Source organism: Methylobacterium sp. J-070, assembly GCF_022829385.1.
Taxonomy (GTDB): domain Bacteria; phylum Pseudomonadota; class Alphaproteobacteria; order Rhizobiales; family Beijerinckiaceae; genus Methylobacterium.
The window spans coordinates 23,212-44,948 of sequence record NZ_JAKSXX010000182.1 but is presented as its reverse complement, the minus strand read 5'-3'; the positions used below and the strand labels follow the sequence as shown (position 1 = coordinate 44,948).

The following is a 21,737-nucleotide window of genomic DNA, read 5'->3' as shown; positions in this document are numbered from 1 at the left end:
AGCCGAGATCCGTGATGCTGCAATCCGCCAAGACCACCGTCCGATCGAAGGCCGCCGCGGCGACGGCCCGCCTCGCCGATGTCATCGGCAGAACCGGGGAGGCCCTGCGCGAGGCGGCCCTCGGCCTCGTCGCGGCTCCCGTGCTCGTGCCGGTGCGTGTCCGGACCCGCCCCCCGGGTCGCACCGACTGACCGGTTCGATCGGGCTGCACACGCGGACCGCGCGCATCCGCCGATGCCGGAGCGGCGCCGATTGCAACGCGGTCCGGATACGCTTTAGGAACCGTCCACCAGGTCGCGCGAGGCAGCGATGGCGGACGCGGACGAGAGCACCCTGACCTTCGATCGAGCGAGACCTCCGGCCGGGCGCCTGGAGGCGGTGGCGCCGCTGATCCGCCGCCGCATCGCGCCGAACGGCGGACCGTTCACCGCGACGGGAACCTGCACCTACGTGATCGGCCGGGGCCGCGTCGCGATCCTCGACCCCGGTCCGGACCAGCCCGATCACATCGACGCGCTCCTGGAAGGTCTTCCCGGCGAGACGGTCGACGCGATCGTGGTCACCCACACCCACCGGGATCATTCCCCCGGGGCGCGGCTCCTCGCGGCCCGGACGGGTGCGCCGATCCTCGGCTGCGGCCCGCACCGGGCGGCGCGGCCGTTGGCGGACGCCGAAGTGCCGCGCCTCGATGCCAGCACCGATACGGCCCACGCCCCCGATCGGGTCATGGCGGAGGGCGATTCCGTCTGCGGGCCCGGATGGACCCTCGTGGCGGTGGAGACGCCGGGGCACACGATGAACCATCTCGCCTTCGCCCTGCCGGAGGCGGAGGCCCTGTTCTCGGGCGATCACGTCATGGCCTGGTCCACCACGATCGTGGCGCCTCCGGATGGCGAGATGCGGGCCTACATGGCCTCCCTCGACAAACTGCGGGCACGCTCCGAGCAGACCTACTGGCCCGGCCATGGCGGCCCGGTCCGCGAGCCGGCGCGGTTCCTGCGCGGCCTCGCCGGCCATCGGCGCCAGCGCGAGGCGGCGATCCGGGCCCGGCTGGCCGCCGGCGACACGCGGATCGCCGACATCGTCGCGGCGATCTATCAGGGGCTCGATCCGCGTCTGAAGGGCGCGGCGGCTCTGTCGGTCCTCGCCCACCTGGAGGATCTGGTCGGGCGCGGTCTCGCGACCGCGCAGGGTCTGCCGAGCCTGGACGGCACCTACGCCCCCGCCTGAGGCGCCTACTTCACCGCGAGGGCGAGGTTGGCGACATCGTCGAGATAGGCGCGGATCCGGTCGGCGCTGCTGCCGAAGTCGCGGCCACCCAGCCGCGAGGCGGACCGCACGTCGATCCGTGCCCCATCGGCCCGGGGGCGGATCCGGACGGTCACGTCGTCGGGCAGGTTGAGGATCAGGCCGCGCGCCACGGCCTCGATCCGGCCGTTGCCGGTCCGTCCGCCCGGGCGGATCGCCTCGACGATCTGCCAGTGCCGGTTGAGGGCCGCTTTGCGGGCCAGCTCGAACGCCGCGTCGGCGCCGATATCGAGCGTCAGCGGCGCGATCTGCGGGTAGGCGCCGCGCTGGCGTTCGCGGAGCGCCGGCCCCGGATCGGCCGGATAGCGGCCGCCGCGGGCCGCGAAGGCCGCGCGCGAGCGCGAGAAGGCGGGCGGATTGTCGATGTCGGTGCTGATGTCCGACAGGGCGGGCAGCCGCAATCCGCGCAGGGCCAGGAAGGCGGGATAGCCGAGGACGACGAGCGCCAGGACCAGACCGGCGACGGCGGCCCCGAGCCCCCGCGCGCCCTCGCGCCAGACCCGCACGAAGGCGAAGATCGCCGCCAGGGTCGCGGCGAGCGCGACGCCGAGCCCGGCCGCCAGGGCGGCGAGCGCCGCGTCGGTGTCGGCGCGCGGATCCCGGACCAGCACCAGCGCGATCCCGGTGGCGACGAGGGAGAACACGGCGAGCCGCCGGGCCAGGGGCCCCGCGCGGGTGACCGGTTCCTCGATGAGCAGGCGGCGCATGGGGATCATGGAGGCGTTGAGGGCCCGATCTTAGAGCTTGACCGAAGACGGCGCCACGGGGGCGTCACGCGGACATCAAGGCACGTAGGCGCGCGCCGTGCCGGGAAGCCCGACCGCGGCGGGCTCCTTGAGGGACAGGGGCAGCAACGCCTCGCCCGACCGGCCGGCCGGCTCGGCGCCCTCGCCGGGGGCGAGGGTCTGGGCGGTGAGCGCGCTCCAGGGCCCGGAGATCTCGAACAGGAGTCCGCGGAGCGGGTCGGTGGCGGGCCGCAGCACGAGGCTCCCCTTGGCATCGAGACGTCGCTCCGGCAGCGACACCTGCCCGTGCAGGGTCGCCCCGACCCCCGGGCCGAGCAGCCCCGCCTCGGTGATCTCGCCGATCCCGTCGACGAAGCGCAGGGTCACCGCGGCCCGCTCGAAGGCCGTCCGGCCGTTCCGGCGTGCGAGCGCCCCGGGGGCGACGGCCCCGTTCCGGTGGATCACGTCGGCCAGGTCGAGCCCGGTGATGGTCCCGCCCTCCACGGCGAGCGTCGCCCGGCCGCCGAGATGGGTCAGCAGGCCGGCACTGTCGCGGGCGCTGGCCTCCAGGACGAACTGGCCGTTCGCCGGCCCGGCCAGCCAGCGCGACGCGCCGACCTCGCTCAGCAGGCTGCCGAGGGCGACCCGGTCGAGGCTCCCCTGCATGCGGATCTCGGTCACGGCCGGGTCGGCCCCGCTCGACAGGGTCATGCGGCCCTTGAGCGTGCCGTTCTCGATCCGGGCGCGGTTCACCGCGACCTCCACGGCCGCCTCGCGCACCAGGACGCTTGCCGCCAGGTCCTGGACCTGAACCGGCCCGACCTGCCCCTGAGCGGCTGACAAGCGCAGGTCGAGGTCGCCCCGGGTGAACGGCGCCAGCGCCATGTCCTGGGGCTCGGACCCGAGGACCCGCGCGAGGTCGTCCACCAGGGGGGCGAGGTCGAGCCTCTCGGCCGCCAGCGTCGCCTGGACCGAGAGGCGGGGCGCGTCGCCGGGCCCCAGGGCGACGGCGCCCGCGCCTTCCAGCACGTTCGGGCCGATGCCGATCCGGAGGCTCGGCCAGGACAGGGACCCGGCCGCCGTCTCGAACCGCCCGGAGACCGAGAAGGCGCCGGCGAGCGGCGAGAGCGGCACGTCCCGCCCGATCCAGGACAGGCACTCGGGCAGCGCGCGCGTCTCGAACCGGACCTGACCGGCGAGACCGGGCAGCCCGGTGCCGGCCGCGGCGTCCGCCACGCGCCCGTCGGCCGCGAGGCTCCCGCCCGGCCATGTCACCTCCGCGGTGAACGGGCTGCTCCGGCCCTGGGCGATGTCGGCCGGCCGCAGGTGGGTGAGCACGATCCGCGTCGGGACGCCGCGCCACGTCAGGCTGGCGCGGCCCTCGGCCGACGCGCTCCAGAACGGCCACGCGATGTCCAGATCGATATCCCTTGCCTCGCCGCCGTCGGCGAGGCGGGCGCCGCTGACGGCGATACGCCGCAGCGGCGGCGTATCGCCGGACCGGGCCGGGCCGGCGAGGCGCGCGAGGAGCGCGCGCCAATCCGCGTCGCGCGACAGGCGCGCGCCTTCGAGGCGCAGCCCCCCCGCGGCGGCGCGCCCGGCGAGCAGGCTGACGGGATCGAGGTCCAGACTCAGGCGGCCGTCCTCCGCCAGCGCCGGCCCGGCCGGCGCGGACGCGACGCGGACGCGACCGAGGGTGAGGCGCGGCACGGGCAGCAGCGTCAGGCTCGCCGGCCCCTCGACGCTCAGGACGAGGCCGTAGGCGTCGAAGGCCTCCCCCGCGAAGGCCGCCGCCCTGGGCCCGTCCACCGGCCAGTCGCGCAGGCCGAGACCGGCGACGACCAAGCTGCCGAAGGCGAGGATGAGGATCGGGCGGCGCAGCGGCATCATGCTCCGGAGGGCCGCGGTTGCGGCCGGGAAGCCGGGCGCCGCGTCAGGCCCCCTCAAGCCGGCGCGGGCCCCGGCAGGGTCTGCTCGTCGGAAGGCCTTGTAGCGCCCCCCGCGGGATTTGTCTGCCGCCCACCGCGGGGGGCCGAAACGCCCGCCCGCGCCGGCGCGGGTTACGGATCGCCGCGGGCCGCGCGGACTGGCGGCGCCGACCACTGGATTTCGCGTGTGGAATCGCCGACAGGAAGCGCGAGGAAACGCGCTTCCCCGGGGTTTCGGCCGGTCGGGACCGGCGGGAAAAGGACGATTCGATGAAGAAGGTCTATACGGATGCCGCCGCGGCGCTGGCCGGGCTCCTGCGCGACGACATGATGGTGATGTGCGGCGGCTTCGGCCTGTGCGGCATCCCGGACGAGCTGATCGAGGCGGTGCGCCTCTCGGGCGTCAAGGGCCTGACCATCGTGTCGAACAATGCCGGCATCGACGGCGTCGGCCTCGGCAAGCTTCTGGACACACGGCAGGTCGCCAAGATGATCTCGTCCTATGTCGGCGAGAACAAGGAGTTCGCCCGTCAGTACCTCGGTGGCGAGCTCGAGATCGAGTTCAACCCGCAGGGGACTCTGGCCGAGCGCATCCGCGCCGGCGGCGCCGGCATCCCGGCCTTCTTCACCAAGACCGGCGTCGGCACCAAGGTCGCCGAGGGCAAGGAGGTGCGTGAGTTCGACGGCGAGCAGTTCGTCATGGAGCGCGGCCTGTTCGCCGACCTCGCCCTGGTCCATGCCCATACCGGCGACACCGAGGGCAACCTGCGCTACCGGATGACCGCCCGCAACTTCAACCCGATGATGGCCACCGCCGCCAGGATGACGGTGGCGCAGGTGGAGCACCTCGTGAAGCCCGGCGAGATCGACCCGGACACGATCCACACGCCTGGGATCTTCGTGAAGCGCATCATCGCGGTGGGGGTGCGCGACAAGCGCATCGAGCAGCGCACCACGCGCAAGCGCGGCGACAGCACGCCGGCCGCGGCGGCCGGCGGCGGCACGCACTGATCGGACGGGAAGGGAGCGAACATCATGGCCTGGACCCGCGAGCAGATGGCGGCGCGCGCCGCGAATGAGCTGGAGGACGGCTTCTACGTGAACCTCGGCATCGGCATCCCGACGCTGGTGTCGAACTACATCCCCGACGGCATGTCGGTGCAGCTGCAATCCGAGAACGGCATGCTCGGCATGGGCCCCTTCCCGTACGAGGGCGAGGAGGACCCCGACCTGATCAACGCCGGCAAGCAGACGATCACCGCCCTGCCGACGACGAGCTACTTCTCGTCGGCGGATTCCTTCGGGATGATCCGCGGCGGGCACATCAACCTGTCGATCCTCGGCGCCATGCAGGTTGCGGGCAACGGCGACCTCGCCAATTGGATGATCCCCGGCAAGATGGTGAAGGGGATGGGCGGCGCCATGGACCTCGTGGCGGGCGTCAAGCGCGTCGTGGTCGTGATGGAGCACGTCGCCCGGAACAAGGACGGGACCGAGAGCCCCAAGCTGCTCAAGGCCTGCGACCTGCCGCTGACCGGGACCCAGGTGGTCGACCTCGTGATCACCGATCTCGGCGTCTTCGCCATCGACAAGAAGGGCGACGGCGGCATGCGGCTGATCGAGATCGCCGACGGGGTCACCGAGGACGAGATCCGCACGAAGACCGAGGCGGACTACACGGTGGCGCTCACGCGCTGAGCCCCGCCCTCCGGGCGCCGCGCGCGGCTCAGGCGGCGCGCACGCCGTCGAGGAACCGGACCACCTCGGTCTGCAGCCGCGCGGATTGATCCGAGAGGGCAGACGCCGCGCTCAGGACCTGCGTGGCGGCGACGCCGGTCCGCTCCGACGCCGCCGCGACGCCGACGATGTTGCGCGTCACCGTATCGGTGCCGGTGGCGGCCCGGGCGACGTTGCGGACGATCTCCTGCGTGGCGGCGCTCTGCTGCTCGACGATGGCCGCGAGGCTGGCGGTCAGGCCGTTGATCTCCTCGATCCGCGTCGCGATTCCGCCGATCGCCGTCACCGTCTGGCCGGTCGCCGACTGGATCTCACCGATCTGCCCGGTGATCGCATCCGTCACCTTGGCGGTCTGGCCGGCCAGCTCCTTGACCTCGGCGGCCACCACCGCGAAGCCGCGCCCCGCCTCCCCGGCCCGCGCCGCCTCGATGGTGGCGTTCAGGGCCAGGAGATTGGTCTGGCTGGCGATGCTGGCGATCATGCCGACCATTTCGCCGATCCGGGTCGAGGTCCGGCTCAGGGCCGCGACGAACTGGGTCGTCTGACCCGCCTCGTCGGAGGCGGTTTGCGCGAGATCGGCCGAGCCCGAGATCTGCCGCCCGATCTCACAGATGGCGGTGCCGAGTTCCTCGGCGGCAGCCGCGACGGTCTGCACGGTGCTCCCGGCCTCCTCCGCAGAGGAGGCCACTGTGGCGGCCTGCACGGCCGCTTCGCCGGCGGTATCGGTCATGCTCTCCGCCGCGGCGCGCAGGTCTGTGGCGGAGGACGACACCGTCCCGACGATCCCGCCCATCGCCTGCTCGAAACGCTCCGCCAGGGCCAACATGGTCCGCCTGCGCTCGACCGCGGCCGCCTCGTCGGCCCTGCGCACGGCCTCGGTCTGCTCGACCGTCCTCTGGGCGACCATGGCCTTGATGGCCTCGACGGCGCGCCCGACAGCACCGATCTCGTCGCCGCGGGCCGCCTCCCGGATCCCGGCGTCGATCTCGCCCCGGGCCATGCGATCCAGGGTCCGAACCAGCGCCACCAGGGGGCGTATGACGCCGAGGACCACGATGGAGACGCCGATCCCCAGGGCAGCGCCGAGCCCGACCACCGCGGCGATCGCCAGCGCGAGGACGGTCCGGTCGGCCGACCGTTCGGAGGCGTCCCGAGCCTGCCCGAGCTCGGCCCGCAGAAGCTCGACCTGCCCCTCGACCACGTCGGCGAGCTTCGCGCGGAGCGGATTGCCCTCGCCCAGCAGGATGTCCCGGGCGGCCTCGGGATCGCCCTGGTTGGCGCTGACGATCACCCGATCGACGACCGCTCCGAGCGCCGTCAGCGTGTCCCGCAGCGCGTCCTGGGCGGCGTGCTGCTCGGGTGCGTCTGCGAGCGCCGCCAGTTCGGAGATCTGCTGGAACGCGGTTGCCTTGGCCTGCTTGATGCGGGTCTCGTAGCCGGCCATCTGGGATTCCCGGGTCTCGAGGGCGAGGTTGCGCGCCTGCAGGGACACCTCGCCGACGGAGATCTGGACGCCCAGGATAAGTTCGAGACGCTTGGCCTGCACATCGACGATCCGGCGCGTCTGGGATGTCAGCGAGACCAGATTCGATCGGGCGAAGACGACCAGTCCGCCGGCAACCAAAGCTACGATCGCGAATGGGATCGCGAATTTCACAAGTATCTTTGCGTCGATCAGAACCTTCATTGCGTCGTCTCTCGGATCCTGCAAGCGCGATCCGTGATCATCCGACACTTCTCAGGTCACATCAACGTCGTCTCCAACGCAAACAGTGCCACGTTTTCTCGCAGCCTCGCCTATCGAGACGGCAGTTCGCGATCCGAACGATTGTGAGATGCGAGACCGAGCGGGAAGTTATAGCCTCAGCAACACGAATCCTGCGGCTGCGGACGCGTCGGTTCGACGGACCCGATCGGACACATCCGGCACATCGTGATGGTCCGGCGCGCCTCCGACCGGATGGGGCGCCCGGAGGATCGCCCCCGGGCGCCGTGATCGAAAGGCCGTGAACGCGCCGACGCGCGCTGTCGGATCACATCGGCGGGGTGAGGCCGTCCTTGCCCACCGCCACGAGCTTGCCCTCGGCCTTGGCGCCGTCCTTGGCGACCACGGCGAAGACCTTTGAGCCCGACATCAGGATCGCCTTGTCGGCGGGCTCGAAGGCGACGATCGGCGCCCCGGACGGCACGACGATCTCCTTCGAGCCGTCCTTGCCGTAGCTGACCGTCAGGGTGCGCTCGCCACCCGAAGCCGCCTTGTCGGCCTTCACGGTGCCGTTGGTCATGGCGCTCTTGACCTTGGGGGCGTTGGACGTCTCGGCCTTGACGGTGCCGTTGGTCATGGCGCTCTTCACCTTGGCGCCGGCGCCCGCCGTCTGGTCGGTGATCGAATCCCAGCCGTAATGGCCCTCGCCGGTGCCGCGCATCGACTCGGGGAAGAGGACCACCTCCAGGGCGGTCATCGGGTTCTCGCCCTTGGTGGCGGTGCCGATGAAGACGCCGTCCTTGATCTGGTCGAGGCTCGACGGGACCACCCAGGCGAACTTGGCGCCACTCACGTCGACGGTCTCGGACTTGCCGTCGTCGGTCTTGATCGTGACCGTGCTGCCCTCGGCCTTGTCGATCGTGCCGCGGACGCGCTCGACCTGCGCCGCGAAGGCCGCACTCGACAGGAGGGCCGTCAGGCCGGCGGCGGCGAGGGTCTTGCTGAGGTGCTTCATCGGGGTCCCATGCTGACTTCGGGAGCCAGGTTATGGGGCTCCGTGGGCGCAAAACAAGGTTGTGCGCAAGGCAAGGCTTCGGGTGTGACCCATGAAAAAGGCGGCGCCGGTTGGGCGCCGCCTTGGTGGAGCGGGCGGCCGCGGGGCCGCCCGCCGCGATGCTCAGGCCGCCAGCGAGCGCAGCACGTAGGCGAGGATGCCGCCGTTGCGGAAGTACTCCAGCTCGTCGAGCGTATCGATCCGGCAGGTCAGGGGAACCTGCTTCACCGAGCCGTCGGCGGACTTGATCTCCGCGGTCAGCGTCTGACGGGGCTTCAGCTCGCCCGCCAGCCCCTTGATGGTGACGGTCTCGTCCCCCTTCAGGCCCAGCGACTGCCAGCTCGTGTCGCCCTGGAAGACCAGGGGCACCACGCCCATCCCGACGAGGTTCGAGCGGTGGATGCGCTCGAAGCTCTCGGCCACCACGGCGCGGACGCCGAGCAGCTTCGTGCCCTTCGCCGCCCAGTCGCGCGAGGAGCCGGTGCCGTACTCCTTGCCGGCGAAGATGACGAGCGGGGTGCCCTGCTCGGCGTACTTCATCGCCGCGTCGTAGATGAACATCTTCTCGCCCGACGGCTGGAAGTGGGTCCATCCGCCCTCGACGACGTTGCCGGACTCGTCCCGCACCATCTGGTTCTTGATGCGGATGTTGGCGAAGGTGCCCCGCATCATCACCTCGTGGTTGCCGCGCCGGGTGCCGTACTGGTTGAAGTCCTGCACGCGCACCTGGTGCGACTGCAGGTACGCGCCGGCCGGCGAAGCCGCGCGGATGTTGCCCGCCGGCGAGATGTGGTCGGTGGTGATCGAGTCGAGGAACAGGCCGAGGATGCGGGCATCCGCGATGTCCTCCACCGGCTTCGGGGTCTTCTCCATGCCGACGAAGTACGGCGGGTTCTGCACGTAGGTGGAGCCCGGGTTCCACGCGAAGGTCTCGGCCTCGGTGACCTCGACGTCCTTCCAGTTCTGGTCGCCGCCGAACACGTCGGCGTAGCGCGACTTGAACAGCGCCGAGGTGATGTTCTCCTCGATGAACTGCTGCACCTCGGCCGAGGACGGCCAGATGTCCTTGAGGTAGACCGGCTTGCCGTCGGAACCCTGGCCCAGCGGCTCGGTGGTGATGTCGATCTGCATCGAGCCGGCCAGCGCGTAGGCCACCACCAGCGGCGGCGAGGCGAGGTAGTTCGCCCGCACGTCGGGGTTCACCCGGCCCTCGAAGTTGCGGTTGCCCGACAGCACCGCCGCGGCGACGACGTCGTTGTCGTTGATCGCCTTCGAGATCGGCTCCGGCAGCGGGCCGGAATTGCCGATGCAGGTGGTGCAGCCGAAGCCCACGAGGTTGAAGCCGAGCGCGTCCAGGGGCTCCTGCAGGCCGGACTTCTCGAGATATTCGCCCACCACCTGCGATCCGGGGGCCAGCGAGGTCTTCACCCACGGCTTGGAGCGCAGGCCCTTGGCGACGGCGTTGCGGGCGAGCAGGCCCGCGCCGATCATCACCGAGGGGTTCGACGTGTTGGTGCAGCTGGTGATCGCCGCGATCACCACGTCGCCGTGACCGATGTCGAAGTTCGTGCCCTCGACGGGATAGCGGCGGGCGATGTCGGCGGCCTTCTTGAACTCGGTCTCCATCGAGGCGGCGAAGCCCGGCTTGGCGCCGTCGAGGAGCACCCGGTCCTGCGGGCGCTTCGGGCCGGCGAGCGAGGGCCGGACCTCGCCCATGTCGAGCTCCAGCGTGTCGGTGAAGGCCGGGTCGGGGGTGTTGGCGTCGCGCCACATGCCCTGCGCCTTGGCGTAGGCCTCCACCAGGGCGATCCGGTCGTCGGCGCGGCCGGTGACCTTCAGGAAGTCGATCGTCTTCTGGTCGACCGGGAAGAAGCCGCAGGTGGCGCCGTACTCGGGGGCCATGTTGGAGATCGTCGCCCGGTCGGCCACCGCCATGTCGTCGAGGCCGGGGCCGTAGAACTCCACGAACTTGCCGACCACGCCCTTCTTGCGCAGCATCTGGGTGACGGTGAGCACGAGGTCGGTGGCGGTGGTGCCCTCGGGCAGCTTGCCCGACAGCTTGAAGCCCACGACCTCGGGGATCAGCATCGACAGCGGCTGGCCGAGCATGGCCGCCTCGGCCTCGATGCCGCCGACGCCCCAGCCGAGCACCGCCATGCCGTTGACCATGGTGGTGTGCGAATCGGTGCCGACCAGCGAATCGGGATAGGCCACGTCGGAGCCGTCCTCGGACTTCGTCCAGACGGTCTGGGACAGGTATTCCAGGTTCACCTGGTGGCAGATGCCGGTGCCGGGCGGGACCACCGAGAAGTTGTCGAAGGCCGATTGGCCCCACTTCAGGAAGGTGTAGCGCTCGCCGTTGCGCTCGTATTCCAGCGCGACGTTGTCGGCCAGAGCCTTCGGGGTGCCGAACTCGTCGACGATCACCGAATGGTCGATGACGAGATCCACCGGCACCAGCGGGTTGATCTTCTGCGGGTCGCCGCCGAGCGCCACCATGGCGTCGCGCATGGCCGCGAGATCGACCACCGCCGGGACGCCGGTGAAGTCCTGCATCAGCACCCGCGCGGGGCGGAACGCGATCTCGACCTCGGCCTTGCCCTTCTGGTCGAGCCAGCCGACGGTCGCCTCGATGTCGGCCTTCCGGACCGAGCGGTCGTCCTCGTAGCGCAGCAGGTTCTCCAGGATCACCTTCATGGAGAAGGGCAGCGCGGTGGCGGAGGCGAGGCCGTTCTTCTCGGCCGCGGGGATGGAATAGTAGGTGTAGGTCTTGCCGCCGGCTTCGAGCGTCTGGCGGGCCTTGAAGCTGTCGATTGAGGGCACGGCTGGTTCAATCCTCGCTGCGGGTTGTCGAACACGCACAGGCAAGACCTGCGCTACGAAGTCTGTGTTCGGCCTGTGTAGCGCCCAACGGGCGCGCGCCGCCCCGGGAGTGCCCGGGCAGGACGATGCGCGGGGGCGATTTGGACGCCCGTAGAGCCGCGCGGCGCAGCCAGGTGTCGATATAGAACTTTTCGAATCTGGCCGCTACCGGTCACGATGACAGGTGCGTTTTCCTGTCGGGACTGCGGCCACGGCGCGCGCATGCGCACCCGCCCCCCTCTGGCGGGGGCGTGTGTGGGGAAGGTTCGGAACGCACCACGCGGCTCGATCCTGCGCCCGGCAGGATGGCGGAGCGTGCGCGTCGGCCCAGGATGTGCGCGATCCGTGGCCGCTCAGCCCTGGCCCGGCATCCCAGCCCCCGACAGAGTCTTGAGCCGATTCGGCTGGGCGGCGAGCTTGCGCAGGGAGGCCACGTTGTTCGCGGCCTCCTCCGGGCTCATGTCCCGGCGCAGGACCGCCTCGGCATCGGCGAAGTGGCCCTTGAGCCCGAGGACCAGGGCGAGGTTCGCCCGCACCCGGGCATCGGCACCGGGCTGGTCGGCGGCCAGCCGCAGGGTCTGCTCGGCCTGGTCGAGGTTGCGCGAGAGCGCGTAGGACAGCCCGAGGTTCGACAGGAGCGAGGGCTCGTTCGGCCGGATCTTGAGGGCGGCCTCGTAGAAGCCCTGGGCGCGCGTCTGCTCGCCGAGCTGGGCGGAGGCCGAGCCCTGCGCCGACAGGATCCGCCAGTCGGGCGCCGCCGGGGAATGGGCGTTGGCGAGCACGTCGATCGCCTCGCGGTAGCGACCGACCTCGACCAGGGACTTGCCGTAGGCGCCGAGGATCACGGTGTCGCGCGGGTTGCGCAGGGCGGCCTGCTGGAGAACGGCGCTCGCCTGGCTGATCTGATCGGTGGTCCGGAGCGCGCGGGCATACGCCATCGCGGTCCGCGCGTCGCCCGGATTGGCGTTGTAGCGCTCGGCCAGGGCCTCGACCTCCTTGCGGGAGCCGGAGGTCCGTGCGCCGAGATCGCCGATCGAGCCGGTGGTCTCGGGGGAGCGGGTGTTGCAGCCGGCGAGGCCGAGCGCCACCACCAGCGCGACGGCGAGACCGGCGCGGCGTCCCGCGGAAGCCTGGATCGTGGCGACACGGGTCAGGGCCGACATCATGGTACGCTCCGCGGGGCAGGACCGGTGGGGTGCTGGCTCGCGCTTCACGCCCCCGGCCGCCCGGTGGTAAGGCGTTAACCCTAACCAGCGGTTAAGCGGCCGGAGCAGGCCGCGCACGAGAGGCTCATGACCCAGGCTGACACCACGCCGGCGGACGCGACGCAGGCGGATTCCCCGGCGCGGACGCTCACGCTTCTGCCCGGCGACACCGCGGCCGTGCCGGTGACCCTGGTGACGACGGCCTCCTGGACCGACACCGAGGCCGGCCTGGACCCGCTCCAGCGCGGCTTCGCGCGGGCCGTCGGTTTCAAGCCGAAGGCCGGCAGCCTCGCGCTGCTGCCCGGCCCGGACGGCACCCTCGCCCGGGTGCTGTTCGGCCTCGGTGATCCCGAGGCGGCCTCCTACGACCGGCTGCTCGCCGGCAAGCTGCCGGGGGCGCTGCCGGAGGGCACCTTCCGCCTCGAGGCCGCCCCCGACCCCGCCGAGGCCGCCCTGGCGTGGCTGATGGGAAGCTACCGCTTCGGCCGCTACCGCTCGGGCGGCGCCCCCCTGGCGCGCCTCGTGGCGCCATCGGGCGTCGACGGCGCCGATGTGGAGCGGATCGCCGCCGCCGTGGCGATGGGCCGCGACCTCGTCAACACCCCGGCCAACGACCTCGGGCCGGCCGAGATCGAGGCCGCCGCCCGGGCGCTCGCCGAGTGCCACGGGGCGTCCGTCGAGGTCACGCAGGGCGACGCGCTGGCGAAGGACTTCCCGCTGATCCACGCGGTCGGCGCCGCCTCGCCGCGGGCGCCGCGGCTGATCGACCTGACCTGGGGCCCCGCGGATGCGCCGCGCGTGACCCTGGTCGGCAAGGGCGTCGCCTTCGACACCGGCGGCCTGGATCTCAAGCCGTCGGCCGCCATGCTGCTGATGAAGAAGGACATGGGCGGCGCCGCCGCGGCGCTGGCGGCCGCCGACATGGTCATGGGCGGCGGGCTCCGCGTGCGGTTGCGGGTGCTGATCCCCGCGGTGGAGAACGCCGTCTCGGGCAACGCCTTCCGCCCCGGCGACGTCCTGTCGAGCCGGGCCGGCCTCCGCGTCGAGATCGGCAACACCGACGCGGAAGGCCGGCTGATCCTCGCCGACGCGCTGACCCTCGCGGACGCGGACGGCCCGGAGCTGCTCCTCGACTACTCGACGCTGACCGGCGCGGCCCGGGTCGCCCTCGGGCCGGACCTGCCGGCGTTCTTCACCGAGGACGAGGCCCTGGCGGGGGCCGTGGCGGAGGCCGGGCGGGCGGCGGTCGATCCGGTCTGGCGGATGCCGCTGCACGCGCCCTACGCGAGACTGCTCGACTCCAAGGTGGCCGACCTCAACAACGTCTCGAACGGGCCGTTCGCCGGGGCGATCACCGCGGCCCTGTTCCTGCGTCGCTTCGCGCCGAAGACGCGGGCGCACGGCCATTTCGACCTGTATGGCTGGAACCCGTCGGCCAAGCCCGGCCGGCCCGAGGGCGGCGAGGTCCAGACCGCGCGGCTCACCTATGCGCTGCTGAAGGCGCGCTACGGGGGCTGAACCGCCCCCATCTTGGCGAGCGGATCAGGCCAGCCCCGCCTGCCGCAGCAGCACCCCCGCCCCGGCGCAGAGCGCCAGGGTCGGCAGCGTGCCCAGCCCGAACCGGAAGACCGCCAGGATCGCCGCCAGCGTCAGCGCGAGGGCGGCGGGGTCGAGGCTGCCCGGTACCGGCAGGTCGAGCCGCAGCGGCCCGAGCGGCACCGTCGCCACCTGGGCGAACAAGGTCCGCAAGCCGAACCAGACCGCCAGGTTGAGGATCACCCCGGCCACCGCGGCGGTGATCGCCGAGAGGGCGCCCGCCAGCCGCCGGCTGCCGCGCAGGCGCCCGATCAGCGGGGCGCCCGCGAAGATCCACAGGAAGCAGGGCACGAAGGTGACCCAGGTGGTGAGGAGGCCGGCCAGCGTCCCCGCGAGCAGCGCCGGCAGGGCGCCGGGCGCGCGAAACCCCGCCAGGAAGCCCACGAACTGGAGCACCATGATCAGCGGCCCAGGGGTGGTCTCGGCGAGCCCGAGCCCGTCGAGCATCTCTCCGGGCTTCAACCAGCCGTACTGATCCACCGCCTGCTGCGCCACGTAGGCGAGGGCCGCGTAGGCGCCCCCGAAGGTGACCAGCGCCATCTTGGAGAAGAACAGCGCCACCTGCCCGAAGACCGGCGGCACGCCGGGCAGGACGTACAACGCCGCCACCGGCAGCAGCCAGATCGCGAGCCACAGGGCGGCCGTCCGCAGGGAGGCCGCGATCCCGGACCGCTCCCGCGGCAGGGCCGCCTCGCCGATGAGGACATGCGCCGCGTCGGTGGCGTCCTCCGAGGTCTCGTGGGCCGGGGGCCGGCCGCGGGCGAGACCCAGGACGCCGGATGCCGCCACGACCAGCGGGAACGGCACCCCGAAGGCGAAGATCGCCACGAAGGCGGCGAGGGCGATGAGCCGGTCGGTCCGATCGCGCAGGGCCCGGCCGGCGAGGCGCCAGAGCGCGTGCAGCACGATCGCGAGCACCGCCGCCTTGAGGCCGAAGAACAGGCCGGCGACCGCATCGACATGGCCGTACAGCACGTAGAGCCAGCTCAGCGCCATCAGGGCGAGCAGACCCGGCAGCACGAACAGACCGCCCGCCACGAGCCCGCCGGCGGGGCCGTGCATCAGCCAGCCGATATAGGTCGCCAGCTGCTGCGCCTCGGGCCCGGGCAGGAGCGTGCAGAACCCGAGGCCGTGCAGGAAGCGCCGCTCCGAGATCCAGCGCCGCTCCTCCACGAGGATGCGGTGCATTACGGCGATCTGGCCGGCGGGGCCGCCGAACGACAGGGCCGCGACCCGCAGCCAGACCGGAACCGCCTCCGCGAGGGTCGGCGCCGCGACCGCGCTCAGGCGGTCAGCGGCAGCCCCGTCTCGATCAGGCGCGCCCATAACGACGCCCCGTACGGCGCGGCGGCATCGTTGAAGTCGTAATGCGGGTGGTGGAGGGAGGCACTGTCGCCATTGCCGATGAACATGTAGGCGCCGGGGCGGCGGCCGAGCATGTAGGAGAAGTCCTCGGCGGTCATCATCGGCGCCACGGCCCGATCGACGTTCTCCCCACCGACCAGGGCCTCGGCGACATCGGCCATGAACGCCGTCTCGGCCGGGTGGTTCTCGGTGACCGGATAGCTGTTGCCGAACTCGGTGACGCCCCGCGCTCCGAAGGCCGCCGCGATCTCGGCCACCAGGGTCTCGATCCGCCCGCGGACCTGCGCGCGCACCGCCGGGGACAGGGCGCGCGTGGTGCCCCGCAGGGTCACGGTCTGGGGCAGCACGTTGAAGGCCTCGCCGGCCTCGAGGGCGCAGACCGAGACCACCGCCGACTGCACCGGATCGAGGTTGCGCGCCACGATGCTCTGGAGCGCGATGATCACGTGGCTCGCCACCAGCACGCTGTCGACGGCGTTCTGCGGCAGGGCCGCGTGGCCGCCGCGGCCCTCGATGGTGAGGGTGAAGCGGTCGGTCGAGGCCATGATCGGTCCCGGCCGGATCGCGAAGGTGCCGACGGCCATGCCGGGGATGTTGTGCATGCCGTAGACCGATTCGATGCCGAACCGCTCCATCAGCCCGTCGTCGACCATGGCCTCGCCGCCGCCGCCGCCCTCCTCGGCCGGCTGGAAAATCAGCACCGCCGCGCCGTCGAAATCGCGTGTCTCGGCGAGATACCGGGCGGCCCCGAGGAGCATGGTCGTGTGCCCGTCGTGGCCGCAGGCGTGCATCGTCCCCGGCACGGTGGATCGGTATGGCAGGTCGCGCACCTCTTGGATCGGCAGCGCGTCCATGTCGGCGCGCAGGCCGATGGCGCGGTTGGAGGCGCGGCCGCGGCCCCGGATGACCCCCACCACTCCGGCGCGCCCGATGCCGGTGACGACCTCATCGCAGCCGAAGGCCCGGAGCCTTTCGGCCACGAACCCCGCGGTGCGGTCGACGTCGTAGAGCAGCTCGGGATGGGCGTGGAGGTCGTGGCGCCACGCCTGCATCGTGTCGGCGAAGTCGCGGATCCGTTCGAGGACGGGCATCGTAAAGGGGCTCTCGTGGCCAGAAGGTTCGGACGGCCCAGCAAAGCCGGGGCCAGAGCCGCCGTCAACGGCCGCGCTTGGGGCGGAGGGCCGGGTGGAGTCGGTGAGAGGCCTTCGAGACGCCTTCGGACCGCCACAGCAGGTCGCGTCCGCGGGCTGAACGGCACACCAACGGGATCAGCCCACTCACGTACCCCCGCGCACCAGACCGCGCCTGGCGAAACCGCCGGCCAAACGCCTCCGCGCCGGTCCCCGATCCGCCGCCGCGAGGTCGTCCAGGATCGGGCATTCGGGACGGTCGTCGCCGCAGCAGGCGTCCGCGAGGTGCTCAAGGGTCCGGGCCATGCCCTCCAGTTCGGCGATGCGGCGGCGCAGATCCGTGATCTGCTCCTGGGCGATCGCCTTCACGCCGGCGCTCGGCCGGGCCCGGTCGCGCCACAGCGCCAGCAGATCGGTGATCGCCCCGACGCTGAAGCCGAGATCCCGGGCGCGGCGGATGAAGCGCAGGGTATGCAGGTCCGCCTCGCCGTAGTGGCGGTAACCGGCCTCGGAACGGGCGGCCGGCGGCAGCAATCCGGTCGCCTCGTACCAGCGGATCATCTTGGCCGAGACGCCGGTGCGCCGGGCGGCCTCGCCGATCGTCAGGACATCCGCGCTCATGCCGCCCTCGGCGCGAGCACGGGCGCGGCCGCGCGGGTGGTCCGCCCGCCCGCCCGGCGCAACCGCAGGGCGTTGCCGAGGACGAAGACGCTCGAGAACGCCATGGCGCCCGCCGCCAGGACCGGCGACAGGGCCGGGCCGCCGAACGGCACCAGCACGCCCGCCGCTACCGGGATCAGCGCGGCGTTGTAGGCGAAGGCCCAGAACAGGTTCTGGCGGATGTTGGCCATCACGGCCCGCGACAGCGCCAGCGCCTCCACCAGAGCGTCCAGGTCGCCCGACATGAGCACCACGTCGGCGCTCTCGACCGCGATGTCGGTGCCGGTCCCGATCGCAAGCCCGACATCGGCCTCGGCAAGCGCCGGCGCGTCGTTGATGCCGTCGCCCACGAACGCCACCGGACCGTGCGTCGCCCTGATCCGCTGGACCGCCTCGACCTTGCCGCCGGGCAGCACCCCGGCGGCCACGTCGTCGATCCCAAGGCTCCGGGCCACGCGGGCGGCGGCGCGGGGATCGTCGCCCGTGACCATCGCCACCGCAAGGCCCCGCGCCTTCAGGGCCGCAACCGCCGCGCCGGCCCCCGCCTTGACGGGATCGGCCACCGCCAGCACGGCGGCGTGGCGCCCGTCGAGGACGAGGTGGATGGGGCTGTAGCCCTCCCCGGCGAGCCCCACGGCGCGGGCGGCGAGGTCCGGGTCCAGGGCGACGCCGAGGCGCTCCAGGTAGCGCGGCGCGCCGAGCGCCACGGCCCGCCCCGCCACCCGGCCGGCCACGCCGAACCCCGCCACGGCCTCGAACCCGTCCGGCTCCGGCACCGCCAGGCCCCGGTCGCGGGCGGCCGCCACCACGGCCCCCGCGAGCGGATGCTCGGAGCGGGTCTCCAGGCCGGCCGCCAGGGCGAGCGCCTCGGCCTCGGCGACGCCCGCGGCCGGGACGATCCCGGTGAGCCGGGGGCGGCCCTCGGTGAGCGTGCCGGTCTTGTCGAGGGCCACGACGCGCACGTCGCGCAGCCGCTGCAGCGCGGCGCCGTCGCGGAACAGCACCCCCCGCGCCGCCGCCCGGCCGGCACCCACCATGATCGCGGTCGGCGTCGCCAGCCCCATGGCGCAGGGGCAGGCGATGATCAGCACCGCGACGGCGTTGACCAGCGCGGTGCTCAGGGCGGGCGCCGGCGCGAGGAGCAGCCAGGTCAGGAAGGTCGTCAGCGCGATGCCGATCACCGCCGGCACGAACCAGCCGGTGACGCGGTCGACCAGCGCCTGGATCGGCAGCTTGCCGCCCTGGGCGCGCTCCACGAGGGCGGCGATCTGCGCGACCACCGTGGCGGCCCCCACCGCCCCCACCCGGAGGTCGAGGCTGCCGCGGCCGTTGAGGGTGCCGCCGACCAGGGCGTCGCCCGGCCCCTTGCGCACCGGCGCCGGCTCCCCCGTGACCATGCTCTCGTCGACGTGGCTGGTGCCGGAAACCACCGCGCCGTCGGCGGCGATGCGCTCGCCCGGACGCACCCGGACCACGTCGCCGAGGCGCAGGGCGGCGAGCGGGACCTCGGCCTCGGCGCCGTCGCGGACGACCCGGGCGGTCTTGGGCGTGAGGTCCATCAGCCGGGCGATGGCCCGGCCGGTGCGACCCTTGGCGCGGGCCTCCAGGGTCCGGCCGAGCAGGATCAGCGTGACGATCAGCACGCTCGCCTCGAAGTAGAGGTGCGCGGCGCCAACGGGCAGGAGCTCCGGCGCGACGGTCGAGACCAGCGAGTAGAGGTAGGCAGCCCCGGCGCCGAGGGCGACGAGGGCGTTCATGTCCGGATGGCCGCGCAGCAGGCCCGGCACGCCGCGGAGGAAAAACCGCCGCCCGGGCCAGGCGAGGACCAGGGTCGCCAGGACGGCCTGGACGAGGGCCGTCCCGGGGGCGCCATGCAGCCCGGGCAGGAGGTGGCCCCCCATGTCGAGCACCACGACGGGCGCGGAGAGCAGGGCGGCGGCGATCAGGTCGCCGCGCAGGACACGGTTCTCTTCGGCCTGACGGACCGACGGATCCACCGGGTGAGCCCCGTCGACCGGGCGCGCCTCGTAGCCCGCCGCCGCCGCGGCCGCGACCAGATCGCCGATCGCGACGAGACCCTCGGGATGGCGGATCGCGGCCCGCCCCAGGGCGAAGTTGACGCCGGCGGCGGTCACGCCCGGCACGGCCGCCAGCGCCCGCTCGACGCGCCCGACGCAGCTTGCGCAGGACATCCCCTCGATGGCGAGCAGGCTTTCCGTCTCCGGGACCGGGTAGCCGGCATCCGCCAGCGCGGCCGCGACGGCACCCGGGTCGGCACCCCCGTCGAGGACGAGGCTGGCGCGGTTCGTCGCGAGATTCACCGCCACGTCCCGGGCGCCGGGCAGCGCCTTCAGGACACGCTCCACGCGGCCGACGCAGGAGGCGCAGGACATCCCCTCGACGGGGAGGGTGAGGGCGGCGGATTTCGACATGGTGGCGGATCCGATCGAAGCATCCATGATCGGAGAGATGGGGGTTCCCATCATGGGAAGGTCAAGGGCCGGCCTCGATACAGCTCGGCCGCGCCGTTGCCGAATCGCGCCTGCCCGGCCAAGGTCTCGGCGCGCCGGAGGACGAGGAACGGATGACCGCACCCCTGACGATCTACGGCGATCCCGGCTCGGGGAACTGCCTCAAGGTCAAATGGGTGGCCGCCCATCTCGGCATCCCGACGGTCTGGCGCGACGTCGATGTCCCGGGCGGCGGGACGCGCACGCCCGAATTCCTGGCGCTGAACCCCGCCGGGCGCGTGCCGATCGTGGTCCGCCCGGATGGCGCCGTCCTGTCGGAGTCGAACGCCATCATCCTCTACCTGGCGGAGGGCTCCTCCCTCGTGCCGGAGGCGCCGTTCGACCGCGCGCGCATGCTGCAGTGGATGTTCTGGGAGCAGTACAGCCACGAGCCCTACATCGCGGTCCGCCGGTATCAGCTCCACTATCTCAAGCGCGCGCCGGAGGATCTGGATCCCAGGCTCGCCGAGCGCGGCGGCGACGCGCTGCGGCTGATGGCGGCGACCCTCGCGCGCTCCGCCTTCATGGCGGGCGACGCGCTGACCCTGGCCGACGTGGCCCTCGTCGCCTACACCCGCATGGCCCACGAGGGCGGCTTCGACCTCGCCGCCTATCCGGCCGTCGGCGCGTGGGTGGGACGCGTCGAGTCCGGGCTCGGGATCGGAGCCTATGCCGGGCCGGCCTGATCGGCCAACGGCTGCATCGGGGCGACGGCCCCGTATTCCGGCAGGCTGACCCGCACGATCGTGCCCTGCCCCACCACGCTCTCGATGGTGAGGCGGCCGCGGTGGCGGTTGAGGCTGTGCTTGACGATCGCGAGTCCGAGCCCCGTGCCCCCGCGGGCGCGGCTCGAGGCGACGTCGACCCGGTAGAAGCGCTCCGTCAGCCGCGGGATGTGCTCGGGCGGAATGCCGGGCCCGTCATCGGTCACCGACAGCACGATCCGGCGGCCGTGCCGGGGATCGTCCTCGCGCGCCAGGCCGACGCCGATCCGGCCGCCGCCGTACTTCACGGCGTTCTCGATCAGGTTCTCGATCACCCGGACGAGTTCGTCGGCATCCCCGGGGACCCGATAGGGACCGTGCCCGTCCTCGAACCGGATCGTGGCGCCCCTGGCCTCTGCGGGCGGCCCCTGCGCGTCGACCATCTGGCGGGCGAGCGCCCCGAGATCGACCACCGCGGTGGGCGCCACGTGCTCGCGCAGCTCGATACGCGAGAGCGAGAGCAGGTCGTCGATCAGCCGCGTCATGCGCAGGGCCTGGACCCGCATGATCTCCAGGAAGCGCTCCCGCGCCGCGGCATCCTCGCGGGCGGGGCCCTGCAGGGTCTCGATGAAGCCGATCAGGGTGGCGAGGGGCGTGCGCAACTCGTGGCTGGCGTTGGCGACGAAATCGACCCGCATCGCCTCCAGGCGCCGGGCCGAGGTCAGATCGCGCAGGAACAGCAGGGCGCTGACGCCGGACCCGTCGGGCATCGGCAGGGCGCCGATCTGCACCTCGAAGGTCCGCTCCAGCGGGATCCGGGTCGACAGGGCGACGCGGCGGGGCATGCCGGAACTCAGGACCGCCTCGATGCCGTCGAGGACCTCCGGGTCGCGCAGCGCGAAGGACAGGGGCCGGGCGTAGTGCAGGGCGGGCAGCAGGGCCCGGGCGGCCGGGTTGGCCTCCACCACCAGGGTGCGCCGGTCCACCAGGATGACCGGGTCGGGCACGTGGGCGAGCAGCGCCTCGGCCACGGCGTGGCGGGGCGCCGCCGCGGCCGGCCGCGGCGCCGGCGCGTCGCGGTCGCGCCCCCCGAGCCAGCCGCCGAGAAGGACCGCCGCGAGCCCTATGAGGATCAGCGGGAGATCGAGGCGTCCGGCCAGCGCGGTGGCGCTTGCCAGCACGCCCGCCGCGATCGCGGCGCCGGTCCAGGCTGGGGAACTGCGCAGGCGGCCGGACATGGCAGGCGCC

At 72.7% G+C, this 21,737-nt stretch carries 17 protein-coding genes; 6 read left to right on the top strand and 11 right to left on the bottom strand.

From position 1 onward, the window contains the following. Positions 1–14 precede the first annotated feature (14 nt). Both MKL01_RS19645 and MKL01_RS19640 read left to right on the top strand, forming a co-directional pair. Positions 15–191: a hypothetical protein gene (locus MKL01_RS19645; RefSeq protein ID WP_243906884.1), complete on the top strand. Its 177-nt coding sequence runs from the start codon at positions 15–17 to the stop codon at positions 189–191. Between the two features lie 118 nt (positions 192–309). Continuing rightward, positions 310–1,230, top strand: coding sequence for an MBL fold metallo-hydrolase (locus tag MKL01_RS19640; RefSeq protein ID WP_243906883.1), 921 nt, complete (start codon positions 310–312; stop codon positions 1,228–1,230). A gap of 5 nt (positions 1,231–1,235) precedes the next feature. Here the strand turns inward: MKL01_RS19640 and MKL01_RS19635 are convergent, their stop codons facing one another. Both MKL01_RS19635 and MKL01_RS19630 read right to left on the bottom strand, forming a co-directional pair. Further along, on the bottom strand, positions 1,236–2,015 hold the full coding sequence (locus MKL01_RS19635) for a DUF1499 domain-containing protein (RefSeq protein WP_243906882.1): 780 nt from the start codon (positions 2,013–2,015) through the stop codon (positions 1,236–1,238). A 75-nt stretch (positions 2,016–2,090) separates the two neighbouring features. Further along, entirely contained in the window at positions 2,091–3,923 is a 1,833-nt protein-coding gene (locus MKL01_RS19630) for an AsmA family protein (protein ID WP_243906881.1), read from the bottom strand. Positions 3,924–4,231: 308 nt separating this feature from the next. Here MKL01_RS19630 and MKL01_RS19625 point away from each other — a divergent pair, with 308 nt between their 5' ends. Both MKL01_RS19625 and MKL01_RS19620 read left to right on the top strand, forming a co-directional pair. Then, positions 4,232–4,972 carry a CoA transferase subunit A gene (locus MKL01_RS19625; protein WP_243906880.1) on the top strand — a complete coding sequence of 247 codons (741 nt, stop codon included), beginning with the start codon at positions 4,232–4,234 and terminating at the stop codon, positions 4,970–4,972. Between the two features lie 24 nt (positions 4,973–4,996). Then, a complete protein-coding gene (locus MKL01_RS19620) occupies positions 4,997–5,659 on the top strand; it encodes a 3-oxoacid CoA-transferase subunit B (protein WP_243906879.1) in 663 nt (220 codons plus the stop codon). Between the two features lie 28 nt (positions 5,660–5,687). On the opposite strand, the gene MKL01_RS19615 is transcribed toward MKL01_RS19620, so the two are convergent. From MKL01_RS19615 to MKL01_RS19600, 4 genes are all read right to left on the bottom strand, one after another. Beyond that, complete coding sequence (locus MKL01_RS19615) at positions 5,688–7,385, bottom strand: methyl-accepting chemotaxis protein (protein WP_243906878.1); 1,698 nt, start codon at positions 7,383–7,385, stop codon at positions 5,688–5,690. A 346-nt stretch (positions 7,386–7,731) separates the two neighbouring features. Then, positions 7,732–8,418 (bottom strand): metal ABC transporter permease, encoded by a 687-nt coding sequence (locus tag MKL01_RS19610; RefSeq protein WP_243906877.1) that lies wholly within the window; start codon positions 8,416–8,418, stop codon positions 7,732–7,734. 162 nt (positions 8,419–8,580) lie between these two features. After that, a complete protein-coding gene (acnA, locus tag MKL01_RS19605) occupies positions 8,581–11,280 on the bottom strand; it encodes an aconitate hydratase AcnA (protein WP_243906876.1) in 2,700 nt (899 codons plus the stop codon). 392 nt (positions 11,281–11,672) lie between these two features. Further along, positions 11,673–12,482 carry a CDC27 family protein gene (locus tag MKL01_RS19600; RefSeq protein WP_409566290.1) on the bottom strand — a complete coding sequence of 270 codons (810 nt, stop codon included), beginning with the start codon at positions 12,480–12,482 and terminating at the stop codon, positions 11,673–11,675. 129 nt (positions 12,483–12,611) lie between these two features. Between MKL01_RS19600 and MKL01_RS19595 the strand changes: the two genes are divergently transcribed. After that, positions 12,612–14,042, top strand: a complete 1,431-nt coding sequence (locus MKL01_RS19595) for a leucyl aminopeptidase family protein (protein WP_243906874.1) — start codon at positions 12,612–12,614, stop codon at positions 14,040–14,042. Positions 14,043–14,066: 24 nt separating this feature from the next. Here the strand turns inward: MKL01_RS19595 and chrA are convergent, their stop codons facing one another. From chrA to MKL01_RS19575, 4 genes are all read right to left on the bottom strand, one after another. Further along, positions 14,067–15,446, bottom strand: coding sequence for a chromate efflux transporter (gene chrA, locus MKL01_RS19590; RefSeq protein ID WP_243906873.1), 1,380 nt, complete (start codon positions 15,444–15,446; stop codon positions 14,067–14,069). Next, on the bottom strand, positions 15,404–16,576 hold the full coding sequence (locus MKL01_RS19585; protein ID WP_243906872.1) for a M20 aminoacylase family protein: 1,173 nt from the start codon (positions 16,574–16,576) through the stop codon (positions 15,404–15,406). Before MKL01_RS19585 ends, chrA begins: the two co-directional genes overlap by 43 nt. Positions 16,577–16,762: 186 nt before the next feature. After that, positions 16,763–17,236: a Cu(I)-responsive transcriptional regulator gene (cueR, locus tag MKL01_RS19580; protein WP_243906871.1), complete on the bottom strand. Its 474-nt coding sequence runs from the start codon at positions 17,234–17,236 to the stop codon at positions 16,763–16,765. Further along, positions 17,233–19,707 (bottom strand): heavy metal translocating P-type ATPase, encoded by a 2,475-nt coding sequence (locus MKL01_RS19575; RefSeq protein WP_243906870.1) that lies wholly within the window; start codon positions 19,705–19,707, stop codon positions 17,233–17,235. Before MKL01_RS19575 ends, cueR begins: the two co-directional genes overlap by 4 nt. A 152-nt stretch (positions 19,708–19,859) precedes the next feature. Here MKL01_RS19575 and MKL01_RS19570 point away from each other — a divergent pair, with 152 nt between their 5' ends. Further along, entirely contained in the window at positions 19,860–20,471 is a 612-nt protein-coding gene (locus MKL01_RS19570; protein WP_243906869.1) for a glutathione S-transferase family protein, read from the top strand. Here MKL01_RS19570 and MKL01_RS19565 read toward each other — a convergent pair. Next, the gene (locus MKL01_RS19565; protein WP_243906868.1) at positions 20,453–21,727 is read right to left on the bottom strand and encodes an ATP-binding protein; all 1,275 of its coding nucleotides are present in this window, start codon (positions 21,725–21,727) and stop codon (positions 20,453–20,455) included. The two genes, MKL01_RS19570 and MKL01_RS19565, sit on opposite strands and share 19 nt — an antisense overlap. Positions 21,728–21,737 lie beyond the last annotated feature (10 nt).

Bases quoted from the DNA above. Each gene is read 5' to 3' on its own strand.
- MKL01_RS19645 (WP_243906884.1), top strand. From the start codon at position 15: ATGCTGCAATCCGCCAAGACCACCGTCCGATCGAAGGCCGCCGCGGCG.
- MKL01_RS19640 (WP_243906883.1), top strand. From the start codon at position 310: ATGGCGGACGCGGACGAGAGCACCCTGACCTTCGATCGAGCGAGACCT.
- MKL01_RS19635 (WP_243906882.1), bottom strand. From the start codon at position 2,015: ATGCGCCGCCTGCTCATCGAGGAACCGGTCACCCGCGCGGGGCCCCTG.
- MKL01_RS19630 (WP_243906881.1), bottom strand. From the start codon at position 3,923: ATGATGCCGCTGCGCCGCCCGATCCTCATCCTCGCCTTCGGCAGCTTG.
- MKL01_RS19625 (WP_243906880.1), top strand. From the start codon at position 4,232: ATGAAGAAGGTCTATACGGATGCCGCCGCGGCGCTGGCCGGGCTCCTG.
- MKL01_RS19620 (WP_243906879.1), top strand. From the start codon at position 4,997: ATGGCCTGGACCCGCGAGCAGATGGCGGCGCGCGCCGCGAATGAGCTG.
- MKL01_RS19615 (WP_243906878.1), bottom strand. From the start codon at position 7,385: ATGAAGGTTCTGATCGACGCAAAGATACTTGTGAAATTCGCGATCCCA.
- MKL01_RS19610 (WP_243906877.1), bottom strand. From the start codon at position 8,418: ATGAAGCACCTCAGCAAGACCCTCGCCGCCGCCGGCCTGACGGCCCTC.
- MKL01_RS19600 (WP_409566290.1), bottom strand. From the start codon at position 12,482: ATGTCGGCCCTGACCCGTGTCGCCACGATCCAGGCTTCCGCGGGACGC.
- MKL01_RS19595 (WP_243906874.1), top strand. From the start codon at position 12,612: ATGACCCAGGCTGACACCACGCCGGCGGACGCGACGCAGGCGGATTCC.
- chrA (WP_243906873.1), bottom strand. From the start codon at position 15,446: ATGGGCGCGCCTGATCGAGACGGGGCTGCCGCTGACCGCCTGAGCGCG.
- MKL01_RS19585 (WP_243906872.1), bottom strand. From the start codon at position 16,576: ATGCCCGTCCTCGAACGGATCCGCGACTTCGCCGACACGATGCAGGCG.
- cueR (WP_243906871.1), bottom strand. From the start codon at position 17,236: ATGAGCGCGGATGTCCTGACGATCGGCGAGGCCGCCCGGCGCACCGGC.
- MKL01_RS19575 (WP_243906870.1), bottom strand. From the start codon at position 19,707: ATGTCGAAATCCGCCGCCCTCACCCTCCCCGTCGAGGGGATGTCCTGC.
- MKL01_RS19570 (WP_243906869.1), top strand. From the start codon at position 19,860: ATGACCGCACCCCTGACGATCTACGGCGATCCCGGCTCGGGGAACTGC.
- MKL01_RS19565 (WP_243906868.1), bottom strand. From the start codon at position 21,727: ATGTCCGGCCGCCTGCGCAGTTCCCCAGCCTGGACCGGCGCCGCGATC.